The organism is Cognatilysobacter bugurensis, from assembly GCF_014652095.1.
In the GTDB taxonomy this organism is placed as follows: Bacteria; Pseudomonadota; Gammaproteobacteria; order Xanthomonadales; family Xanthomonadaceae; genus Cognatilysobacter; species Cognatilysobacter bugurensis.
The window spans coordinates 263,213-283,431 of record NZ_BMYD01000004.1; the positions used below are offsets into that span (position 1 = coordinate 263,213).

The 20,219-nt window shown below is 66.2% G+C and carries 21 protein-coding genes; 7 read left to right on the forward strand and 14 right to left on the reverse strand.

All coding sequences use genetic code 11. From position 1 onward, the window contains the following. The first annotated feature begins 566 nt into the window (after positions 1-566). Entirely contained in the window at positions 567-1,682 is a 1,116-nt protein-coding gene (locus IE075_RS12635) for an extracellular catalytic domain type 1 short-chain-length polyhydroxyalkanoate depolymerase (protein WP_189457115.1), read from the forward strand. A 525-nt stretch (positions 1,683-2,207) separates the two neighbouring features. Here the strand turns inward: IE075_RS12635 and lepB are convergent. From lepB to IE075_RS12655, 4 genes are all read right to left on the reverse strand, one after another. Then, positions 2,208-2,822 carry a signal peptidase I gene (gene lepB, locus IE075_RS12640; RefSeq protein WP_229792507.1) on the reverse strand — a complete coding sequence of 205 codons (615 nt, stop codon included), beginning with the start codon at positions 2,820-2,822 and terminating at the stop codon, positions 2,208-2,210. A 313-nt stretch (positions 2,823-3,135) separates the two neighbouring features. Next, complete coding sequence (locus IE075_RS12645; RefSeq protein ID WP_189457117.1) at positions 3,136-4,815, reverse strand: NAD(P)/FAD-dependent oxidoreductase; 1,680 nt, start codon at positions 4,813-4,815, stop codon at positions 3,136-3,138. A gap of 185 nt (positions 4,816-5,000) precedes the next feature. Further along, a complete protein-coding gene (locus IE075_RS12650) occupies positions 5,001-5,246 on the reverse strand; it encodes a helix-turn-helix domain-containing protein (protein WP_189457119.1) in 246 nt (81 codons plus the stop codon). Further along, a complete protein-coding gene (locus IE075_RS12655; RefSeq protein WP_189457121.1) occupies positions 5,246-5,761 on the reverse strand; it encodes a hypothetical protein in 516 nt (171 codons plus the stop codon). Before IE075_RS12655 ends, IE075_RS12650 begins: the two co-directional genes overlap by 1 nt. A 64-nt stretch (positions 5,762-5,825) precedes the next feature. On the opposite strand from IE075_RS12655, the gene IE075_RS12660 reads away from it, so the two are divergent. The 3 genes from IE075_RS12660 (at position 5,826) to IE075_RS12670 (ending at position 7,990) form a co-directional block, all read left to right on the forward strand. Next, complete coding sequence (locus IE075_RS12660; RefSeq protein ID WP_189457123.1) at positions 5,826-6,758, forward strand: ABC transporter ATP-binding protein; 933 nt, start codon at positions 5,826-5,828, stop codon at positions 6,756-6,758. Next, on the forward strand, positions 6,739-7,494 hold the full coding sequence (locus IE075_RS12665; RefSeq protein ID WP_189457126.1) for an ABC transporter permease: 756 nt from the start codon (positions 6,739-6,741) through the stop codon (positions 7,492-7,494). Before IE075_RS12660 ends, IE075_RS12665 begins: the two co-directional genes overlap by 20 nt. 136 nt (positions 7,495-7,630) lie before the next feature. Further along, positions 7,631-7,990 (forward strand): AraC family transcriptional regulator, encoded by a 360-nt coding sequence (locus IE075_RS12670; protein WP_189457128.1) that lies wholly within the window; start codon positions 7,631-7,633, stop codon positions 7,988-7,990. A gap of 106 nt (positions 7,991-8,096) precedes the next feature. Here the strand turns inward: IE075_RS12670 and IE075_RS12675 are convergent, their stop codons facing one another. The 3 genes from IE075_RS12675 to IE075_RS12685 form a co-directional block, all read right to left on the reverse strand. After that, the gene (locus IE075_RS12675; protein WP_189457130.1) at positions 8,097-8,762 is read right to left on the reverse strand and encodes a hypothetical protein; all 666 of its coding nucleotides are present in this window, start codon (positions 8,760-8,762) and stop codon (positions 8,097-8,099) included. Between the two features lie 166 nt (positions 8,763-8,928). Next, positions 8,929-9,126 (reverse strand): LytTR family transcriptional regulator DNA-binding domain-containing protein, encoded by a 198-nt coding sequence (locus tag IE075_RS15715; RefSeq protein WP_189457279.1) that lies wholly within the window; start codon positions 9,124-9,126, stop codon positions 8,929-8,931. A gap of 629 nt (positions 9,127-9,755) precedes the next feature. Beyond that, positions 9,756-10,223 carry a hypothetical protein gene (locus IE075_RS12685; RefSeq protein WP_189457132.1) on the reverse strand — a complete coding sequence of 156 codons (468 nt, stop codon included), beginning with the start codon at positions 10,221-10,223 and terminating at the stop codon, positions 9,756-9,758. Between the two features lie 564 nt (positions 10,224-10,787). Between IE075_RS12685 and IE075_RS12690 the strand changes: the two genes are divergently transcribed. Both IE075_RS12690 and IE075_RS12695 read left to right on the forward strand, forming a co-directional pair. Next, positions 10,788-11,084 (forward strand): response regulator, encoded by a 297-nt coding sequence (locus IE075_RS12690; protein WP_189457134.1) that lies wholly within the window; start codon positions 10,788-10,790, stop codon positions 11,082-11,084. 402 nt (positions 11,085-11,486) lie between these two features. Further along, positions 11,487-11,918, forward strand: a complete 432-nt coding sequence (locus IE075_RS12695; RefSeq protein ID WP_189457136.1) for an H-NS histone family protein — start codon at positions 11,487-11,489, stop codon at positions 11,916-11,918. 287 nt (positions 11,919-12,205) lie between these two features. On the opposite strand, the gene IE075_RS15720 is transcribed toward IE075_RS12695, so the two are convergent. Together IE075_RS15720 and IE075_RS12700 are read right to left on the reverse strand one after the other, a co-directional pair. Beyond that, complete coding sequence (locus IE075_RS15720) at positions 12,206-12,355, reverse strand: hypothetical protein (RefSeq protein WP_229792508.1); 150 nt, start codon at positions 12,353-12,355, stop codon at positions 12,206-12,208. Positions 12,356-12,556: 201 nt separating this feature from the next. Beyond that, complete coding sequence (locus IE075_RS12700; RefSeq protein WP_189457140.1) at positions 12,557-13,486, reverse strand: DUF6929 family protein; 930 nt, start codon at positions 13,484-13,486, stop codon at positions 12,557-12,559. A 490-nt stretch (positions 13,487-13,976) separates the two neighbouring features. Between IE075_RS12700 and IE075_RS12705 the strand changes: the two genes are divergently transcribed. After that, positions 13,977-14,555 carry a CPBP family intramembrane glutamic endopeptidase gene (locus IE075_RS12705; RefSeq protein ID WP_189457142.1) on the forward strand — a complete coding sequence of 193 codons (579 nt, stop codon included), beginning with the start codon at positions 13,977-13,979 and terminating at the stop codon, positions 14,553-14,555. A gap of 119 nt (positions 14,556-14,674) precedes the next feature. Here the strand turns inward: IE075_RS12705 and IE075_RS12710 are convergent, their stop codons facing one another. From IE075_RS12710 to IE075_RS12730, 5 genes are all read right to left on the reverse strand, one after another. After that, entirely contained in the window at positions 14,675-15,502 is an 828-nt protein-coding gene (locus IE075_RS12710; protein WP_189457144.1) for a S1 family peptidase, read from the reverse strand. Between the two features lie 108 nt (positions 15,503-15,610). Continuing rightward, the gene (locus IE075_RS12715; RefSeq protein WP_189457146.1) at positions 15,611-16,222 is read right to left on the reverse strand and encodes a DUF998 domain-containing protein; all 612 of its coding nucleotides are present in this window, start codon (positions 16,220-16,222) and stop codon (positions 15,611-15,613) included. 359 nt (positions 16,223-16,581) lie between these two features. Continuing rightward, on the reverse strand, positions 16,582-17,367 hold the full coding sequence (locus IE075_RS12720; RefSeq protein ID WP_229792509.1) for a LytR/AlgR family response regulator transcription factor: 786 nt from the start codon (positions 17,365-17,367) through the stop codon (positions 16,582-16,584). After that, positions 17,364-18,419 carry a sensor histidine kinase gene (locus IE075_RS12725; protein WP_189457148.1) on the reverse strand — a complete coding sequence of 352 codons (1,056 nt, stop codon included), beginning with the start codon at positions 18,417-18,419 and terminating at the stop codon, positions 17,364-17,366. Before IE075_RS12725 ends, IE075_RS12720 begins: the two co-directional genes overlap by 4 nt. A gap of 212 nt (positions 18,420-18,631) precedes the next feature. Beyond that, positions 18,632-20,119: a S41 family peptidase gene (locus IE075_RS12730; protein WP_189457150.1), complete on the reverse strand. Its 1,488-nt coding sequence runs from the start codon at positions 20,117-20,119 to the stop codon at positions 18,632-18,634. Between the last annotated feature and the right edge of the window lie 100 nt (positions 20,120-20,219).

Below are 20,219 nucleotides of genomic sequence, written 5' to 3' on the forward strand. Positions count from 1 at the left end.
CGGCGCACCCGCAAGGGGCGGAACCGGCGATTGTACGTTGCGTGCCTCAAGCAGCCTGTCGATGCCGCGGTGACGCAATGCGTGCAGCCGTCGTTGGTTCCGTCTTGTGCGGTCACCACGCGTGCGCCGATCAGCGAATTGCAGGGCCTTGAGCATTCCTTTCTTATCGGCTTGCATGCCGCTGCAACGCGTTTACGCGGGGGCGAATCGTGGCGCGGCAAGAGGGATTGCGTCGCGCCGCGGATCGATCCAACAGGCAGCCCTTGATGGCGCACCGCCACCGCACAATCCGATGCGCGACTCCCAGCAGCCGCAGGACGGTCCGCGAGAAGGCGAGGCTGCTGCAGCAGCCATGAACTTGCATCCACACGACTTGCGTATCACGCACGCAGCAAGCTCGCCCAAGTAACGCCCCTGGAGGCGGCCCTGCGACTCATGCGGCGCAAACCCAAACACACGCGCTATTGCGCGCTCGAGATGACTTAACCCGCATCTCACGCGAACTGTCACGGCAATTAATCGGCGATCCGTATGCTGCACTGCAACGAAAATGACCCGGAGCGCCCATGACATCCCCTGCCAAGCCGAATATCGCGCTGGACGACAGCGCTGCCCCGTCACGCGTGACGTCACCCAACGCAAGTCAAGGCGCACCGCTGGGCGACGACACCGCGCGTGCGTCGTCGCACATGATCGACGACGACGAGGGCCAGCTCAGCCTGCACTGCGGCGCAGCTGCCGATGTCGAGCTCGACGAGGCGTCGTACGCCGCCGGCGATCGCGAAGACACTGCGGGCGGACTGGGCGAATTCCTGCACGCCACGTATCGAAACGCACGCGGTGAGCGCGAGTACCGGCTCTATCGCCCCGTCGGGTACGCCGAGGCCGGTCGCGCGATGCCATTGATCGTCATGCTGCACGGCTGCGCGCACACGCCGGAGAACTTCGCGCTCGGCACTCGCATGAACGTGCTTGCGGACCGTCTCGGCTTCCTGGTCGCCTATCCGCGGCAGACGGTGGGCGAAAACCGCGCGAAATGCTGGAACTGGTACCGCCCGGATCATCAGACCGCGAATGAAGGCGAGCCGTCGATCCTGGCCGGCATCACGCGGGAGATCATGTCCACGCATCGGGTCGACCCCGACCGGATCTTCGTGGCGGGCCTGTCCGCTGGCGCGAGCATGGCGGCAATCCTGGGCCACACCTGCCCCACCCTGTTCCGAGCGATCGGAGTCCATTCGGGCACGCCGTACCTGAGCGCACACAGCGCGCCGTCCGCACTCGCCACGCTGACGGGCCGCGGCTTCCACAAGTCCGGCCCGGAACAGCCGGTGCCCGCACTGCCGGTGCCGATGATCGTGTTCCAGGGCGACCACGATCACGTGGTGAACCCGGTGAACGCCGACGCGCTGGTCCGGCAGTCGGCCGGTGGCAAGCTCGACGGCGTGTCCGAACAGGGGCGCGTCCTCGATGGACACAGCTACAACCGAGAGATCTTCACCGACGCAGCCGGACGCGCCCGCATCGAACGCTGGACCGTGCACGGCTCCGGGCATGCCTGGAGCGGCGGCCATCCCGACGGCGCGTACACCGACCCGAAGGGGCCGGACGCGTCGGCAGAAATGGTCCGGTTCTTCCTGGAGGCAAGCGAAGCGGGCCCGTCGCGCCCGACAGTCCATTAAGGGCGCGGGCACCCGAACTCAAGCACCCGGTGCTTGTCGCAGCGACCGGCCGGCGAATGCCGGCCGGTCGCGCGAAGTCGGAACAGGCCGGCTTCGATCACCACCTGACGAAGCCAGCGGACATCCGTTCGTTCGATACGCTGCTGGATAAACTCGACTAGCGCTGCACCCTCTTCAAACGCGATCGGCGCGTAACGCGTCGCGCGGTCGCGACGCTGTCGCGCAGTCGGACGACGCTCGCCCAGCGTTGAGCAGATGCTTCAACGCGGCAACGTCGGCTCGAGTGGCGGGCGCGGGAGCATCAAGCAATCCCTTGATCGAGAACGCCCCCCCCAATGGGCGCGTTCCCGCACTCGGGCGCGCGCCGGAACGGGCCGGCGTATGCGTCCGACAATTTGCGCGGGACCGCCCAGGCAGCGGCCTGCGCTGTTCTCCAGAAGCAGGCTCGACTCATCGGGGTCCGCCGGCTTTCTTCGTCTGCAACGGGGCGCACGAGACGGACCGTCGAGCGGCGTCGCCATCAGCTCAATGCAGGTCCTTCCAGACCGGGCCTTCTCCGGACCGCCAGAACACCCCTTGCGCGCGGGCATACACCGATGTCTGCGGCACCAGGCCGAACATCCGACTGTCGAAACTGCTCCCGCGATGGTCGCCCACGACATAGACGTGGCCAGGTGGCACGACGAGTTCAACGTCCGGTCCGCCTCCCGACACCAACTTGACCGGCACCTGCTGGCGGCCGATCCGCTCGACACGACCCGCGGCGTCCAGCGCAGCCGGCTTGCCATTGAGGATGAGGTGTCCGTCGCGAATCGCGACGTGGTCGCCGGCCGCGCCAACGACGCGCTTGATCAGGCGCGTGCCATCGGCAGGCGACGGCAGCAGCACGACGTCCCCGGGCGTCGGCGTATCGCGCTCGACCAGGACAATCTCCGTGTAGGGCACTCGGAGCCCGTACGCCGACATGTCGACAACCACCCGGTCGCCGGGCACGAGCGTGCCTTCCATCGAACCCGTCGGCACCACGTAGTGGTTCGCGAACGAGGAGCGCGCGACGAACATCAGGCCCACCAGGCCGAGCAGCGACAGGACTTCGCGAAGTTGCGCGGATCGGCGTGTTGCCTTGTCCTTGGTGTGCACGTGATTCCTTTCTTACGCGGAGGGTCTTTAGTTGACCTACCGGACGCGGCGAAGTTCCTCGGCGCTGCCGGCAAGGCGGCCGTCGACGGTCCGGCGTCGATGAGGACTTTGGCGCCGCTTCGACTCTTGCATGTCATGCGTGGGCCGCGGCTGATGCCTGCCTGCACTGCGTCACCAATGCAGCGCGCAAGAAATCGACAAAGCACGAATAACGCGTGCAATCGGAGCGGACGTTGCGTGCGGGTTGCACGGGTTCCAGCTTGCTCGAGTGCAGAAACTGCGTGCTACGCGTTGCTCGACAAATCAGGATGCGTCACATGCGAGACACGATATCCAGGGCAACAGCTTCCGCCGTGCGAATGCCGTCCACCCCAGCCGACAGGATGCCTCCGGCATACCCCGCGCCCTCGCCCGCCGGGAACAGGCCGCGCGTGTTGAGGCTGTGGCCGTCGTCGCCGCGCGTGACGCGCACCGGCGACGACGTGCGCGTTTCCACGCCGGTCAGCACCGCATCGTGCATCGAGAACCCGCGGATCTGCTTTTCGAATGCGGGCAACGCTTCGCGGATCGCTGCGATCGCATAGTCCGGCAACGAGGGCGCGAGATCGCCCAGGCGCACGCCGGGTTTGTACGAAGGCAGCACCGCACCGAACTCGTTCGATGCGCGGCCTTTGATGAAATCGCCGACGAGCTGGCCCGGCGCTTCGTACTCGCCGCCGCCCAGTTCGAAGGCGCGCGCCTCCCAATGCCGCTGAAGCGCGATGCCGGCGAGCGGGCCCTCACCGTACGGCGCGTAGTCCTCCGGCGTGATGCCGCACACGATCGCCGCATTTGCGTTGCGCTCGTTGCGCGAGTACTGGCTCATGCCGTTGGTGACCACGCGGCCGGGCTCGCTTGCCGCGGCGACTACGGTGCCGCCGGGGCACATGCAGAAGCTGTAGACCGAGCGGCCGTTGCGGCAGTGGTGCACGAGCTTGTAATCGGCCGCGCCGAGCAGCGGGTGCCCGGCCTGCGGGCCGAAGCGGGCGGCATCGATCAGCGATTGCGGGTGCTCGATGCGGAAGCCGATCGAAAAAGGTTTCGCTTCGAGGAACACGCCGCGCTCGTGCAGCATCGCAAACGTGTCGCGCGCGCTGTGGCCGAGCGCGAGCACGACGTGATCGGCGCGCAGCTGCTCACCGCTGTCGAGGACGACACCGCGCACCTGCCGCGCGCCGACACTGTCGGTGTCGATGAGCAGATCATCGACACGATGGCTGAAGCGGATCTCGCCGCCGAGCGACTCGATCGTCGCGCGCATTTCTTCGACCATCGACACCAGCCGGAACGTGCCGATGTGCGGCTTGCTCACATAGCTGATCTCCTCGGGCGCACCGGCCTTGACGAACTCGTCGATGACCTTGCGCCCGTAATGCTTCGGATCGCTGATCTGGCTCCAGAGCTTGCCGTCGGAGAACGTGCCCGCACCGCCCTCGCCGAACTGCACGTTCGACTCGGGATTGAGCACTTTCTTGCGCCACAGGCCCCAAGTGTCCTTTGTGCGTTCGCGCACGGCTTTGCCGCGCTCGAGGATGATCGGACGAAAGCCCATCTGCGCGAGCACGAGACCGGCGAACAGCCCGCACGGGCCCATGCCAATCACCAGCGGGCGCAGTGGCAGATGGGCCGGTGCGCGGGCGACGAACTTGTACGAGGTGTCGGGCGTGGGCCCGACCTTTGTCAGCGTGCCGCGGCCGGTGTCGCCGTCGCGCGCGAACTCGGTCGACTCGGGATCGAGCTGCAGGCGCGCGAGGATGTCCGCTTCGCGCGGGGTGTCGACGTCGACGGAATAGATCAGCACGATCGCGCCGCGCCGACGCGCGTCGTAACTGCGCTTGGCGACGGTGAAGCCGGCCAGCTCGTCGGCGGCGATGCCCAGCCGCGCCAGGATCGCCTCGCGCAGCGCCGCCTCGGGGTGGTCGAGCGGCAGCTTGAGGTCGGTCAGTCGCAGCATGGGTGGATCCGGTGGCGCGGGTTCGCGGCGGTCATTTTAGGCGGTGGGGCCTAGAGGAAGGCAGACGCGGGAGACGGCGAGCGTGCGCGACGGCAGCACGCCGGCCAGCGCAAGCGTGGGGATCGATGCGCGGGAACCGGGGGGCCCGCAATCGCACGGCGCGGCAGCCCTGCGCTACGGGGGGTCTAGTCCCCAGGGCCGCCGTGGGCGCGGTCGGCGTCGGCCGGATCGAGCTCATAGGACAACAGATCGCCCGGCGTGCATTCCAGGACGGCGCACAGTGCGGCGAGCGTCGAAAAGCGCATCCCGCGCACTTTGCCGGTGCGCAACAGCGACAGCTGGGTCTCGCTGAGGCCGATTCGGCGACCCAGTTCCTTTGCCGTTACCCGCTTCGCGGCGAGCACCTCGTCGAGCCGGACGACCACCGGCATCAGACGAATTCCTCGAGCTCGTGTCCGAGCGCGTGCACACGCTCCTGCACGTCGATCACGCGCCGGATCAGGCCGCCCAGCAGCACCAGCGCAAGCCCGACGACCCCGATGGCGACGTAGGCCACGTCGAACACCATCACCGTGCGCGACATCGGGTGGGCGGGGGTCGCGAACCAGCGCACGAGCAGCGGCACCCCGAACGCGCTGATGCCGGCCCCGATCGCCAGCGCCCCGCCCGCGTTTCGACAGGCGCGGACCATGACCTCGCCGAGCACACCGCCGCGCGCGTAGGCAGCAAATGCCTGCCGGATCGCGAATACCGCGACCAGGTAAGGCACCGGCGCGAGCCAATGCACGATGAGCTCGCCCCGCAGGACCTGCGCAGGTGGAACCTGAGTCAGCACGAACAGCGTAGGCAGCACGAGCGCGGCCACGGTGCCGGCGAGCATGAAGTCGGCCACGCGGGTCAACCAGCGGCTGTGCTGCTGAGGCGAAGAACGGGATCCAGCGTCCATAATTTAAGTTGCGGTTAAATTTATTTAGGAATAACTTAAATACTACAGCGCAACGAGGCCGAACATGGAACCGGCGGTCCACACCCGCAAGCTCACCCGCAGTTTCGATCGCGTGCACGCGGTGCAGGACGTCGACCTCGACGTGCCGGCAGGCGCCGTCTACGGTTTCCTCGGTCGCAACGGCGCGGGCAAGACCACGACCATTCGCATGCTGCTGGGCCTGCTGCGCCCGAGCGCCGGCCACATCGAGATCCATGGCCTCGACGCGCTCGTCGAGCGCCGGCGCGCCGCCTGCCTGATCGGCTCGATGGTGGAAACGCCGGGCCAGTACGGCCACCTCAGCGGACGGCGCAATCTTCGGCTCACTGCCGACCTGCTCGGCCTGCCGCGATCGGCGGTTGATCGCGCGCTCGACATCGTTGATCTCACCGGGGATGCCGACCGACGCGTCGGCGATTACTCGCTGGGGATGCGCCAGCGCCTTGGGGTCGCCCGCGCCCTGCTCGCGCGCCCCCGGCTGCTCGTCCTCGATGAGCCCACCAATGGCCTCGACCCGCGCGGCGTGCGTGACATGCGGCGGCTGCTGCGCGAGATGCCCGCGCGCGAGGGCGTGACCGTGTTCGTGTCGAGCCACGCGCTGGGCGAGATCGACCAGATCGCTACCCACGTCGGGCTCATGCACGAAGGCCGACTCATCCTTCAAGCGCCGGTCGAAGAGCTGAGACAACAACACCGAACGGCGATCGAGATCGAGATCGAGACGACGCAACCGCAGCAAGCCGCTGCGCTTCTCCGCGAGGCCGGGATCACGGCGCGCGTCGACGGAGCTCGGCTTGTGCTGCCCGGTTGCGAACACGCGACGAGCGCGGCCGACGTCAACGCGTTGCTTGTGCGACACGGCATCCCCGTGCACGGGCTGAGCTCGGGCACGTTGCGGCTCGAATCCCTCTTTCACGATGCCACCGGAGACCACGGCGATGCTCGCGTCCCCGCCTGACCGCCCCCTGCTGCGCTGCGTGCGCGCCGAATTCGCCAAGCTGCGCGGCTCGCTGGCGCTTGTGCTGTGCATCATCGCGCCGGCGACGGTCGCGGTCCTCATGGCGCTAATCTTCAATCGGCACGGCGGCGGCGACACGCCGTGGCGCATGTACCTGCTCGGCAACGCAGCAACCTGGGCGTACTTCATGCTGCCGATGACAGTCACCGCGCTGACTGTCCTGGCCGCGCAGATGGAGCACGGCCCGCGCCTGTGGAGCCATCTGCTCGCGCTTCCGATTCCGCGCAGGCACATCTTTTTCGCGAAGGCGTGCGCCGTGATGCTGCTGTGCGCCGGAATGACGGCGCTGCTCGCGCTGCTCGCACCGCTGCTGGGCTATGTCAGCGACGCCGTCACGCCGGGGCGGGCCCTCACGGGCCCGATCGCGTGGAGCGAACTGCTGGGCGTGCTGTCACGCATCTATGCGAGTGCCTGGTTGCTGGTGTCGATCCAGCTCTGGGCCGCGTTGCGGTGGAGAAGTTTCGTCCCGCCGCTGGCGCTCGGCATCGGGGGCACGTTTGTGGCGGTTGCGGCGACGGGCTCGGAGCTCGGTCCGTACTTTCCCTGGCTGATACCGACCAATGCCCTCGCCACCGATCCTGCGTCGGCAGACATTGCACTGGCGATGGGTATTGTCGGCGGCGCGCTCTGCACCGCCGCGATGGCGATCGACCTGGCACGCCGCCCGCTGGGTTGAGCGACCGACGTGTTCCCCTGACCCGGCGGCACGACTGAGGTTCGCGTGCACCGGCGCCGGGTCTGATGAGGACCACCGCGAGCGCGATGCACAAGCGCGAGGCCGACGCTGCTGCCCTGCGCCGGAGAACTGCGGCTTGTGGACCACCCGCCGCACGCGCGCGCGCCGCTGCAGCAGCGAGCAGAAGCGAGGCATCGATGTGAGCACGTTTGATCAGGCGTCGGAGCCGGCGCGTGCGTACCTTGTGCGAATGGATCCGAATGCGCCGCCGACCTCCCCGCACGCGCGCCTGCAGCGTGCGCTCGCCCACATCGACGCCCACCTGGACGAGCCAATCGACATCAAGCAACTGGCCGCGTTGGCCGCGTACTCGCCGTCCCACTTCCAGCGAATGTTCTCCACGGCGACCGGCATCGGCGTGGGTGAGTACCGACAAGCGGCTTATCGCCAACAGCAGCGGCGCACCCCACTTGGGGATGCCTCGAGCGGAGTGTGAAAACGCAGCGAACCCAAGCAGTGGAGCGTGGTCGCCCCACTGCTTGGTCGCATAAGCGCACCGGTATTTCCCAAAAAGCCCGTGATCCGCGCGATCGGCGTCGATCTCATCGGTTGCAGCAGCGCACCTGGGTCAGGACTTCTTGAGCCTGCTTGATCAGCACAAGCGCCTCCCAGTCAGTGATGCGGTTAGCAGCGGCCTCCTGCTCAGCACGATCGATGAAGGTACGAACGTAGGCGCATGCGTTCTTGTCGTTGCTGGCATAGGCGTCCCAGATGTACTTCTTCGCCGTCACCGCGGGCGGTCGCAGACGGTCTACAGACGCGGCGGGCAGCCCCAATGTGGTCAACGAGTCCACCAGATTCTTGGTGCCTGTTTTCGGAAACAGCGAATAGACGAAGCCGGCCAAGTCGACCTCGATGTTGCCGGTCGCAACCCGGAAAGCGACCTCGCCCGCGTGATATCCAGCGGGCGTGCCCGCGTTCTCCTTCATGTATACCCACAGCGTGCATTTGCCGTACGGATCCAGGCTGTTGCCGTCCGCGCCACAACGGTAGTTGAAGTCGAACGGCCCGTTCCACGCGAGGCCGTAGATGGGGATCCGCGACGCCGTATTGTTCGTGAACGTCACCGCCTGCCACGCGTTGGTCCCGCTGATATCGAAACTCATCGGATCGAGTTCGACATAAGTGCTCGACACGGAGACAGGCTCGGCAGCATGTGCGGTCAAGGATGCGAAGCTCAGCAATACTGCAGCCAACGTCGTTCTCATGTCGGTGTCCTCAGTCGTGGGGGACCTCACGGCGACGTGCAGTGAGGGCGTACCCGGGCAACGACCAGCGTCATGACCTCCATCGCAAGTGGAGGCCGGCCATGCGATGCGCGCCGCGGGTGCACCGCCGAAAAACTAGCTTAGAGCGCGCGCTCAGAGGTGCAGATCACGTGCAGTGACGTGTTTCATGTTTGATGCACCCGCGAATCAACACGCGGGCGTCGCCGTTGTTAGAAGGTTCGATCTGGACGATGCAGCACAGGTTGGCAATGTAGCTGCGCTGCATCCGTACGAAACGCGCCGGATCGAGCTCCTTTTCGATGCCGCGCAGCGGCTCAAGGGCTTCGATACCGCGCCGGTCCAGACCTGTGCGCTGTCCTTATGGACGTGCCAGCGCTCGTCTTCGCATGCCAGGTCTCTGCGGCCATTCGCAGCCCATGTTCGTCCGTTCGACGCTCCCGGTCTTCAACGATAAAGAGCATCTAGATCGACTCGCCGATGATGTCGACCTCGTCAAAGCCGGTGATGGACACCGCGCCGCGGTTCCACGCTCTCACTCGGCCGTTCGAGGCCAAGAGGGCGCCACCAATGACTCAGGTCTGCTAGATGAGCAGGTCGAGCAGGGCCCGCCGTTTCCTCGGTCCCGAGTTGCAGGTGGTCAGGTCACTCAACTTGAAGGATCTGCGTGGATGGCAGACAGCCCCATCGCGGGCCGTGATTGGCCTGTTCGCCAGTGTTCCCGATCGGCCCTCTCGACGATCGCGTGCCAGCGGGAGCGTCAGACGAGGCATGAAGGCCTTCCGGATCTACCGCTCCCGCTACGGCCCGGTTGAGCCGCGCCGGGCATATTGGGATCGTCGCTCTGCTGCGGATGCCGGCTTCGGGCAAGAAGCAGACTGGGTCCGATTAGCACCAAGGACTCGTCTGTGGCGGCTGAAACCGAGGCGTATCACGATCAGCGTATACCGCGGGTCCGCTCACCGCCCTTCCGACCTAGTGCACCCTCGACGATTCGCGGGCCAGCAGCGCAAGCGCCGCCGCATGAGCCTTTGCTGCCGCCGCGTAGAGGCGCGCACAGAGTTCGGACAATCGACCTGCGGCCGCCCTAAGACAATCGGCCGGATCAGCCCATGACGGCGCGGTGCGCACACGCTCGTCCAGAGCTGACACCAGCGCAAGTACATGGCTGCAGTGTGCCTCGGAGAGGTGCGAATCATTGCCTGTCAGCGGCTGGATATACCACGCGGCCAGGTGCTCCTCGAGGTCGGCGTCGTAACGGTCCAGCATTTCGTAGGCGATGAAGGACAGACTGCGCTCGAACCCACACAGCGCCGCCGCGGTGGCTGACGAATGGCGGTCGAGTTCCTCTGCAAGACCGACCACGGCGCTGCACGTCAGGCCTTCAGGCAGCGGAAGCGCGAAAGCCAGCCCAGCAGCGGGGGGAGGCGTGAACAGGGCCATGGGAGGTGTTGTGGTCGGATGCTGCGAGGATTCGCGACCGTCGCCGCCTGAGCAACATCGAGGCACGCGGTTTGGGCCGTAGGTCCGGAACCATTGCGCCTGCCGTCGGACTTTGGAGCCACGCGCAGCGCTTTCTGCAGGTGAAGTTCTTGGCAGTCACGTGTATCGATCCAGCCCCGCCGCCATGAACTCGGGACCCGGACGGAAACGAGCCCGTTCCAGTGAGCGGCGACGTCCCTGGCGGGTGCGGGTCATCACGAATCTGCTGAGCAGCGCGGCGAAGTCCACGCAGCAAGAAAGCATCGAGGCCGATCTGAGCAGCGCCGGTGGCCAGCCGCGCTCAGCATCGGTGATGGCGGCGCCAGGTCGGCGCCCGACACGATCCCACACGTGTCCGACCTGGTCGCACAGGCCGGGCGGACTCGAGATCGGACTCAAGGTGGCCTTGGCATCGGCGTGTCGCTTGTGCCCAATCCGGTGCACGTGCGTTGGGGCGGGTCCTAAGCGAAAGCCCAGAGCTGAATCCGGGACGCCGGTTCCGGGTTACGCCCCCTCACGGACAACGTGGAGGCCGTTGCCAGGCCAATTCGCCAAGCAGACCATTCAGATGCCGGGTTACCGCTGCCGATCGTTAACGACGACGTCGCTGCGCTGACCACCTTGGCCAACCTGCTGCGGCTCAGTGGAAACGCTGTCGAAGCGCCCGCAGATGCACGGGCGGCCTTGTCGAAACTTGTCGGAGGTGATGCATCGGATGTCTTCATTCGGGACATCCGCCCTCCGGACATGAGCGGTTACGAACTGCCAGCGCAGCTCCGCAAGGTTCCGCGCCGCGAGTGTGTTTCTCATCGCGTTGACTGAGCATGGATAGGCGCGCGACCCAGCAGTTTCCAGGACGTCGGGTATCGACCATCACCCGCCGAAGCCGGCAGACATCTCCTGTCTAGCGGGCATCAGGTCAGGCGTGCATGCGAAGACTTGAAGCAGCCGGTGCGGCTGTCCAGCAGGAGGCTAACCAAGCTGGAGGGACTGTAGGCAGCCAGTCTGATCAGCCAAAGGCGCCGAGAAAAATGTGCTTTTCCGTTGAGTTGGCAATGCCCGCGAGGGGTCGGGGGGCAGCCGCCTCTGAGCCAGTCGTGTCGGCTCGCGCGCCCAACCGGCAGAGAGGTTCAGTGGTGGAGGTCGCCCTCCCTCGCAGCGATCGTCTGATGGGCTCTTCCAGGGCCCTTGACAGGCTCCGGGCGCGGCCCAACGCTCAGCGCCATGAAGATCGATATTGAGACGCTCAGCCTTCGCGAGCTGGATTCACTACTCGCCGCGGCCGAGCAACGGAAAAAGCGGCTGCGCGACCGCCGACCTCCCGCAGTCGTTCGTAGAGAGCTGGCCGCGTTTGCTGTCTCTCAGGGCTACGCGATCGAAGAACTCATTGGTTTTCATCCTAGTTCCCCGATCGTCAAGCCTTCCCAAAGGCGACGGAAACGACCGAAGGTCGCGGTGAAGTACCGCGATCCGGACAACAAGCGGAATACCTGGTCTGGTCGCGGTCGAATGCCGAGATGGCTTGCCGACAGGACGAAGCGGGGCCAGAGCGCTACGGACTTCCTCATACCTGGGCTGGGCCAGCCGACTGCGAAGAAGAGCAGCTCAGTCGGCAGGAAATCTGTCTTCAAGCAAGGCCGAGGCCCGAGTACGTAGCTGACGGCCCGGTCGAGACTACGGTCTCTGACTGGACTTCAGGGCCTTGGCCCACCTCCGCTTCGGGCGAGAAGCGGACACGTCGCCAAGGGGCTTATCGCGTCGACACCGTTGACCTGGACAGCGGTGTGCGAGCATCGACCTGGAACGTTCGGAACCAGCGCGCCGTTTCCGCTCGGATCGTCTCGCGCTCTCCACGAATGCGCGGGCTGACGGAGACGCACGTCCAGCACGTCCACGCCGCCGCTATCGCGCGTCTCCACCACGAGCTTCTGGACGAAGCCCGCCTAGTCCGACAGGGCGACGTCCGCAGACAGAATGGTCGGCGCCCGCCGGCGCATCTGTTCGGGCTTATCGGCATTCACGTGGTGGATCAGCTCCTCCGCGAGCCTGCCCGCCGCCGTGTCGGGCAATGTCGCCGGGACCGCGCCGGCCATCGAGGCCAGGCAGGCGAGAAAAGATGGCGCTGGCTAAAGCGACAACAGGCCGGGAGTAACGTTTAATCAAGCGCCCTCTTTTTGAAGGAATACGTCGCTTGGATGCATCCCTTCAAATGGATTCAACTCCCACATCGGGACAGGCCAGTGCTGGCAAGGCACGCTAGAGCGCGCCCTTCAGGGCGACCGCCACGGCGGCTTCTACCCGGCGAATCCTGATGGCGGCCATGACAGGCGGCGCAGCTGCGACGGCACGTCGGGTGCGTCATCGTCGGTGGTCATCCACAGCGCGCCTTGCCCGTCGAACGCAATGCCTTCCACCTTGTGGTGGCCATCCAACTGCGCGCGCCATGTGATGTGTCCGCCCTGCGCACACGCCAGCAAAACGCTGCCCTCGACCTTGCCGTCGTCATACGCGTCCGACGTGTGTTCCGCCGAGGCGCTCAGCAGCCATCCTCCGTCCTCGCGCGCGGTCGCATCGCTGATGCCGAGAGGTACGCCCCCCATCCGCCCCAGGTCCAGCTCCGCGAAACGGACGGCGGGTACCTGCGAGGAGCCGTCGTCGCCCAGCAGGAACTCGATGACTGCGTCCAGGCCGATGCGAAACCATCCGTTCGACGGCGCTTTCGCGCTAGCTCGACTGAACAGATGCAGCTCACTGCCGACCACCAGCCCGGCCTCGATGTTCAACTCGGCCGTGTGGCGGCGCAGCAGGTCGTGCAATGGCGCCAGACACACACGCCCCGGGCTGCCTTCGAGGCTCCCGTCCGCCGCGAGTGCCATCACGTAGCCGACATCGCGCGAAGGGCGCGATCCCGAACCCCACGCGACGAGCATCCGCGGTGCGCTTGCACCCGCGGGCACGTCGAACACCAGTTCCAGATCCTTCTTCCGGCGCTTGCGTTCCGCGTCGTCGTCCGGCAGCCGTTCGTCCCCGAGCGGCAGCATCTGCAAGACCCCGGCTTCGACGTCATCTGCAGGCACTGCGATCAGGTGGTTCTCGTCATCGGCGACGAAGTAGAACCAGCCGCCAATGATGGCCAGGCCGCTGGCCGAGCTGATGTGCGGCTGCCCCCTGGGATGGGAAGCAGGATCGACTTCCAGTCGACGCACCAGCGTTGTCGCGACCATGGCTACACCAACTTGGGGATTGCTGAGGAGTATGTCGCTTTAGGTCGAGAGCGGACGTGTGTGAATCGAGCGGTCTTAGCCGGCGCAGGGTTCAACGCCGGGGCCGTGCGAGTCGTATGCCGTATGTCGCATGGCGGGACGAACTATGAACGCCGCTCGCAGCCACTGCCTTCTTCGGTCCGTCAGCCGAAGGAACGGACCCCATGAAGCACGTCTTCAGAAGTCCGAACGGGTCGATTCGAAATGGCTGGTGGATCCTGGTGTTCCTCGCAGTCTTCCTCGCAAGCCTGCCTACTGCCTCGTCTCCAGAACGCTCAAGCAACAGGCCGTCGACGGCCTCGCGTTGTCGCCGCTTCCTTTTCTGTTTCTCCCGGCGGTGACTGGGGGCTGCCTGCGGGCGAGACGCGAAGCCATCGTGGACGTCGGCCTCCATTCCACCGCGGGGTGGATGAGGGAAGCGGCCATAGGGGTTGGGCTCGGAGCCGCCCTGATGCTCCTGGTCGCTGGGCTCATCGTGGCCACCGGGGGCGCGCACGTCCGCCTCAATGCGGACTGGAGCTTGACGTCGCTCCTATCGGGGGCCTGGGTGGTGCTTTGGGAGGAGTTGCTGTTTCGCGGCTTCGTCTTCCAACGCCTCATCGACGGCGTCGGGGCCCTCGCGGCGATCGCGGTCAGCGCCGGGCTGTTTGCTGTCGCGCACGGGGGGGGCAACCCCGGCCTCGACGGCACGGCCTGCGTGGTCGCCACCGTCGACACCGCACTGGGTGCTGTCCTGCTCGGCCTCGCGTATCCGCGCACCGGGCGACTTGCCCTGCCGATCGGCATCCACTTCGGCTGGCACTGGGCCCAGGGTTCTGTACTCGGCTTCGACGTGAGCGGCGCCGAGCACGCGGGATGGTTGCTGCCCGAGCTGACCGGCAGACCGCAATGGTTTGCGGGTCGAGACTTCGGCCCGGAGGCGAGCATCTTCGCGGTGCTCGTGGACGCCACCGCGGTCCTGCTGATGCGGCGATGGAAAGCGCAGTCTGGGAACGGGCTGCTGGCGGTCCCGGCGTCCGCAGCGGCCTGAATCGCACATCACTTTGTAGGGGGGAGCCTCCAGCAATTGGACAGTGCGCGTCCGCTCCAGGCAGGAGCGAACACGCGGTCCCAGGCCGCGCCGCGTGATCGGCTGCAGTGCCTCGCTGATCAACGCGCCGCTTCGGCGGCTCCGCCCGCCGCAATCGTGTCCGCGATCCACTCTCGGTAGTGCGCCAGCCGCACACCGTAGTTGGTCTGCCCATAACGGCCCGGGCGGAAGTTGGCCACACTGCCCTCGACGAGCTTCCACGACGTAATACCTGCGACCTGCCACTCGTTGCCGACGGCGATCAGAATCGGCCCGCCGCTGTCTCCATTGCCGGCCGCCGCCTCGAGCGGGTGCGCGTCCGGCGACCGATCGAACCTGTAGCCGATCCATCGGCCTTCGGCGGTGTCGATGCGGTTGTAGCCATGGCGCAGGTCGGTCCGGTTCGGGCCGTGCGGGCAGTGACCTTCGGCGCCGTTCCCTGTCGCGCCGCGTCCCATGACGCGCATCAGCTGGCCCGGTTCCGAGCCGCTGTAAATCCGCACGGGTGCGACATCGTGAACCGGCTGGGCCAGCTGGATGAGTGCGATGTCGTCGGACGACGCCAGGAATCGCGTGACCGCCGTGGGATCGTCGGACTTCATCATCGCGTCGATCAGGCTCTGGGGCAGCTTCTTGTAGCCCGGGTAGAGAACGACGCGACGCACGGCGCGGGGTGTTCCGCCGACCACCACCGCGTCGACCGCGTTCTGCCAGGTCACTGCATGCGCAGCAGTCAGAACCCACTGCGGCTCGATCAGGACGCCGTGGCCCTCACCGGGCAGGTCGGCCAGCGCCGGGAACTCGGATTCGGCCATCCGATACTGTAAATCCGGGACGTCGTCCCGGATGACGACTGCACCAGCGGTTGATGTCATGGCGAGCAGCGTGAGCAACAGGTAGCGAGTCATGTGGCGCGCCTCAGAAGACGCGACACCCCGGAATACCAGCGGGTGGCGCGGGTTGTGAAAGATGGAGATGCGAGCGACGGCGAGCTTCAACGGCTCGGGACAGGCGGCTTATTGGCTGCCGATCGCGACGGGCTCAGCGCGAATCGCGTTCGCCCCGGTGCCGTCGGGAGAGCCCATCGACCGCAGCAGGTGATAGCTGGCGAAGGAGTACCACCCGAGGATGAGCACGATGGCGAGCCGCTGGGTGAGACCGCGCAAGGGGTCCACATCGGACAGGTTCAACCATAGATAGGCCATGCTCACGACCGCAACAGCCAGGGAAATCTGCCGGACGCTGCGGCCGAGACCGGATTCGGCGGCGAAACAGGCAGGCACTAACGGAATGAAGAATCCGACGCCGTGCAGACCGTGCAGCGGGTCGCCACTGACGAACACACCGGCGGAAATGAAATTCGCTGCCACGGCTGCAGAAGCGAAGGCAGTAAACGCGAACCGGGACGGTGCACTGAGATAGGCGCCGATGCCGAACAGGAGTATCGACATCCCACAAAGGATTGGAGCAACTCGCATCAGGCCCGCGATGGGATGGTCCAGGAGCTGCAATTCGCTCACATGCTGGGTCATCGATGAGTAATTCGGCACGCCGAGCGCGAGCAAGGCAGGCACCAGCAGCGCAGCGAGCGGGAGGAACAGTGACTGTCGGACGAGCAAGTGCTTCAAGGCAGCCTCCGGAGAGCGTGGGCCATGGCTTAGTGGCCCCGGCATGGCGGATTTGTGGGGGCATCCGCACATCGACAAACGACATGCGTCACGCGGTAACGCGCGGCCGGGCCACCACGATGGAGGCCGAGCAGGCTCACAGCGATTTCGCGGCCTCCGCGCGTAGGCGTCACCGGGCGCAGTCGGCCCTGGGAACGACATCGGCGAAGGCAAGCGCGGCTCAGCCTCGGCGGTCACGGGATACCTGCCAACTCATTGGCAGCGAAGCGGCGGCCGGTGGCAGCGAACCGGTCGCGGGAGGCGGCGAGCGGGCGGCTATCGGCAGCCTGAGGGGCGAACCTTGCCCGCCGCTGAGCGCATCAGCGACGTCCGCCGAGTATCCCGAAGCGTGCCTCGAAATCGGCGCGCCGATCGCGGCTCAGCTTCAGCATCGTGCCGTCGGCCAACTTGATTTCGCAGCCGCCGCGGAACAGCGGGTGGATTTCCCGCACCCGCGCCAGGTTCACGATCGCCCCCCGGTGCACGCGCACGAACTGCTCTGGATCCAACTGCCGCTCCATCTCGTCCATGCGCTCGCGCAGCAGATGGCTGACACCGCCGCAATGCAGGATCACGTAGTAATCGGCGGCACGGATCCAGTCGATCTCGACCGCTTCGACCACGACACTCTTGTCCCGCCCCGGAACCAGGAAGCGGGCGCGGAGAGGATCCCGCGCCGGCGGCGCCGCGCCGGTGCGGGCTTCCGCCAGAGCGGACTGGCGGTGAGTGAGAACCTGCGCCTTCGCGCGCGCCAGCGCAGCTTCGAACCGATGGTCGGTGAAGGGCTTGAGCATGTAGTCCAGCGCGCGCACTTCGAACGCCTGCACCGCATAGCGATCGTATGCCGTCACGAACACCACAGCCGGGACCGCATCTGGGCCGACGAGGTCCAGCAGTGCGAACCCGTCAAGATCCGGCATCTGCACATCGAGGAACATGATGTCGGGCCGGAAGCGGGCGATCATGGCCACCGCCTCGGGGCCGGAACATTCGCCGACCGTTTCGACCTGAGGGTCGGCGGCCAGAAGAACGCGCATGTTTTCGCGCGCCAATGGCTCATCGTCGACCACCAGCACGCGTATCGGCGTCGCGCCGAGCGGACTCACGCCCGCTGATCCAAGGGCAGGTCCAACAGCGCCAGCACATGCTCGCCCGACTGCGTGAGTTCGAACCGCGCGTCGTTGCCGTACAGGGCGCGCAGGCGCTCTCGTGTATTCCGCAAGCCGATGCCCTCGACCACCGGAGAGGCGATGGTGCCCCGGTTGCGCACCTCCAGCTCCAGGCGGTCATCGACCTGACGCGCCCGAACCTCGACGTGATTCATCGAGCCGCTGCGATCGACACCGTGCCGTACGGCGTTCTCCGCGAGCGGTTGCAGGATCAGGATCGGCACCGCCGCCTGCCGCAGCGCCGCATCGACCGTCACCGAGAACGACATGCGGTCCGGGAACCGGGTCTGTTGGATTTCCAGGTAGCGAGTCAGCATTTCAACCTCTTCGCCGAGTGCCACGCGCTGACGGCCGGCATGATCCAACGAGTAGCGCAGCAGATCCGCGAGGCCGGCAATCATGCGGATCGCCTCGTCCTTGCGACTGACCCGCACCAGCCCCGAGATCGCATTGAGCGTGTTGAAGAGGAAATGTGGCTGGATCTGCAGTTCCAGCGCATGCAGCCGCGCATCGGTGAGAGAGCGGCGCAGCTCCGCGGCTTCGACCGCGTGCTCGCGGGAGCGGCGGCCGTAGTCCACGGCCAGCACAGCGCCGAGCACCAGAAGATAAAGCACCCATTCCAGCAGGATCGGCGCCAGCACGTTGCTGAGCTGGATATCGGACAGCGGCGCCGTCATGCGGTCATAGGGCCGAAGCCACAGCATCAGGCCCAGCGAGTACAGCGAATGCAGCAGTCCAATTGCAGTGGCGGCCAGCCCATGGCCGAGGATCGGAAGCAGCCGCGGCGGCGCCACCGGCATGCGACGCGCGAGCGAGATAATCAGCGCCGTCGGCGCGAGCCAGACCCACCAAACCATCACGTGGTACCCGAGCACCAAGACGGGATCGTGCCCGTGCGTGAGCATGCTGATCCACACCTGGATACCCGCCACTAAGCCGAAGAGCAGCCAGAACGCGGCCGCGACGAGCAGGAATCGACGAGTGGACATCGGCGCAGTTTGCCGCATCGCAAGCATTGACATCGGGCTGTCGGGAAGTGGCTCCTGCAGGGCCACGCCCCGCGGGTGCTGCTTGACAAGGCGGCGGGCCTCGTGAGGTCCGCTTCGGATCTGAAGCGGACTTTCGAGGATTACTTCCCGGAGGTTGTAGTCATGGACGAGTCAAAGAGATCTCGGCACATCGTCGCCTATCGGCGATGACGTCAACCCGGCCCGCGTTTGACAATCGCCCGCAGTGCTGCGTCGAGCACAACATCAGTCTTCGCAGGCACCACAGGTGTCTCGATGGCGATATCTGGTACGACGCCCCGGGCGACGGGGTCCCCGTTGGGCCGAAGGATGCGGGCTTTCGGGAACGTCACTTCGATACCGGACCGCGGTAGCGTGAACTTCTCGGCTGCACCGTAGGTGCTTGCGAGATCCGCCGTCTCCTCGCCAAGCACGGTCGCGAACCCGTAGTCCTGCGCAATGGCCGCCACGAGCACGGCATTGGAGTAGGAATGCCGGTTGATAAGCAGGTAAACCGAACCGGTAAAACGGGCGTCGCCGCGCGGCTGCACGAGCGGAATCGGGAAGCTCACCCGGCTGCCCGCACGCTTGCCGGCATACGCGGCAGCCAGCTTCACTGAGACGGCCTCAGGATCCGAGCCTGCGGCTTCGACGCGCTTCACGTTGGCGGCCGTCGCGGCTTCGCTGACGCGGATATCGAACTCGGGGCTGAAGCGGAACGGCTTGTCGGCGAACCACGCGATCATCGGGTCGGAGAACGAGTTATCGCCACCCGGGTTGTTGCGCAGGTCGATCAGTACCGCACTAGCCCCGGCGTCGATGAAGCTTGCGAACGCCCCGTCGATGAAGGAGCGGAACGCGGACGGGTCCCATGGGTTCGTCGAGTCCGCCCGGTTGTCGTAGAACGGCCCCGGGCGCAGGTAGCCGATGCCCTCCTCGGTCACGCGCGCCACGCGCTCGTTCCAGTCCAGTTCGAAGCGCGCGGGTGCCGCAGCGGAAGCGGTCGCGAACTCTGCGCGACTGCGCGCCGGCACGGTCACCCTGCGGTGCAGCCCCTCAGGCGTGTTCGTCTCGACGAGGTACTGCACGGCGCGGTCGCCGTGCCACCAGACGAGCATCGGAAGCCTCGTCTCCAGCTGCGTATGGGCCAGGTAATCGTTATCCGCCGATACGAGCGTGCGCACGCGGCCGAGCCAATCGAGCGCGGGCAGGCCGTCGATCGAGTGCACCTCGTCCCCCGGTGCGATGGTTTCGATGCCGCTGTAATCGTCCTGGACGAAGACGCGGTCGCCGACCACGCGCAGCACGAGCGGAAACGCGTTGCCGCCATCAGCCCGGTATTCCTCCCACTCCGCGATCGGCGGCTCTATGGCGGCATGGGCCACATTCCCGTAGGCCACAAAACGCTGGAACACTCGCCGCAGTTCGCCCGGTTCGATTGCGGACGCTCCCAGCTGGCGGCGCATCCGGAGGTAAAGGGCGTCGTACTCTGCCTTCGGGCGTCGGGCGTACAGGTCGTAATGCGAGGCTTGCAGCCCGTGGTAGAGGCGGTCCAGGTCGGTCTGGGCTGCCGACGCCCGCTCAGTGGCAGCCCCCTTGGTTGCGGGCGCTGCACACGCGGCAGGGAGCAAGGCCGCGGTGACCAGGGCAAGCGCAAAGAAGAATTTCGAAGGCAGAGGCATGTAGTTCTCTCAGGCTGACGAGCCTCGCGGGAGGCGTCGGGTGGTTGTCGCGCCATCTCAATCCAGCAATCCTCGCCAAGCCATGACGATTTCCTCCTGC

What these genes read in the sequence shown, in the direction of transcription:
- IE075_RS15720 (WP_229792508.1), bottom strand. Translation starts at nt 12,355, where the DNA reads ATGGCCGGCGCGGTCCCGGCGACATTGCCCGACACGGCGGCGGGCAGG.
- IE075_RS12730 (WP_189457150.1), bottom strand. Translation starts at nt 20,119, where the DNA reads ATGCCTCTGCCTTCGAAATTCTTCTTTGCGCTTGCCCTGGTCACCGCG.
- IE075_RS12660 (WP_189457123.1), top strand. Translation starts at nt 5,826, where the DNA reads ATGGAACCGGCGGTCCACACCCGCAAGCTCACCCGCAGTTTCGATCGC.
- IE075_RS12645 (WP_189457117.1), bottom strand. Translation starts at nt 4,815, where the DNA reads ATGCTGCGACTGACCGACCTCAAGCTGCCGCTCGACCACCCCGAGGCG.
- IE075_RS12635 (WP_189457115.1), top strand. Translation starts at nt 567, where the DNA reads ATGACATCCCCTGCCAAGCCGAATATCGCGCTGGACGACAGCGCTGCC.
- IE075_RS12700 (WP_189457140.1), bottom strand. Translation starts at nt 13,486, where the DNA reads ATGGTCGCGACAACGCTGGTGCGTCGACTGGAAGTCGATCCTGCTTCC.
- IE075_RS12655 (WP_189457121.1), bottom strand. Translation starts at nt 5,761, where the DNA reads ATGGACGCTGGATCCCGTTCTTCGCCTCAGCAGCACAGCCGCTGGTTG.
- IE075_RS12705 (WP_189457142.1), top strand. Translation starts at nt 13,977, where the DNA reads ATGCTCCTGGTCGCTGGGCTCATCGTGGCCACCGGGGGCGCGCACGTC.
- IE075_RS12650 (WP_189457119.1), bottom strand. Translation starts at nt 5,246, where the DNA reads ATGCCGGTGGTCGTCCGGCTCGACGAGGTGCTCGCCGCGAAGCGGGTA.
- IE075_RS12675 (WP_189457130.1), bottom strand. Translation starts at nt 8,762, where the DNA reads ATGAGAACGACGTTGGCTGCAGTATTGCTGAGCTTCGCATCCTTGACC.
- IE075_RS12685 (WP_189457132.1), bottom strand. Translation starts at nt 10,223, where the DNA reads ATGGCCCTGTTCACGCCTCCCCCCGCTGCTGGGCTGGCTTTCGCGCTT.
- IE075_RS12665 (WP_189457126.1), top strand. Translation starts at nt 6,739, where the DNA reads ATGCTCGCGTCCCCGCCTGACCGCCCCCTGCTGCGCTGCGTGCGCGCC.
- IE075_RS12695 (WP_189457136.1), top strand. Translation starts at nt 11,487, where the DNA reads ATGAAGATCGATATTGAGACGCTCAGCCTTCGCGAGCTGGATTCACTA.
- IE075_RS12710 (WP_189457144.1), bottom strand. Translation starts at nt 15,502, where the DNA reads ATGACTCGCTACCTGTTGCTCACGCTGCTCGCCATGACATCAACCGCT.
- IE075_RS12725 (WP_189457148.1), bottom strand. Translation starts at nt 18,419, where the DNA reads ATGTCCACTCGTCGATTCCTGCTCGTCGCGGCCGCGTTCTGGCTGCTC.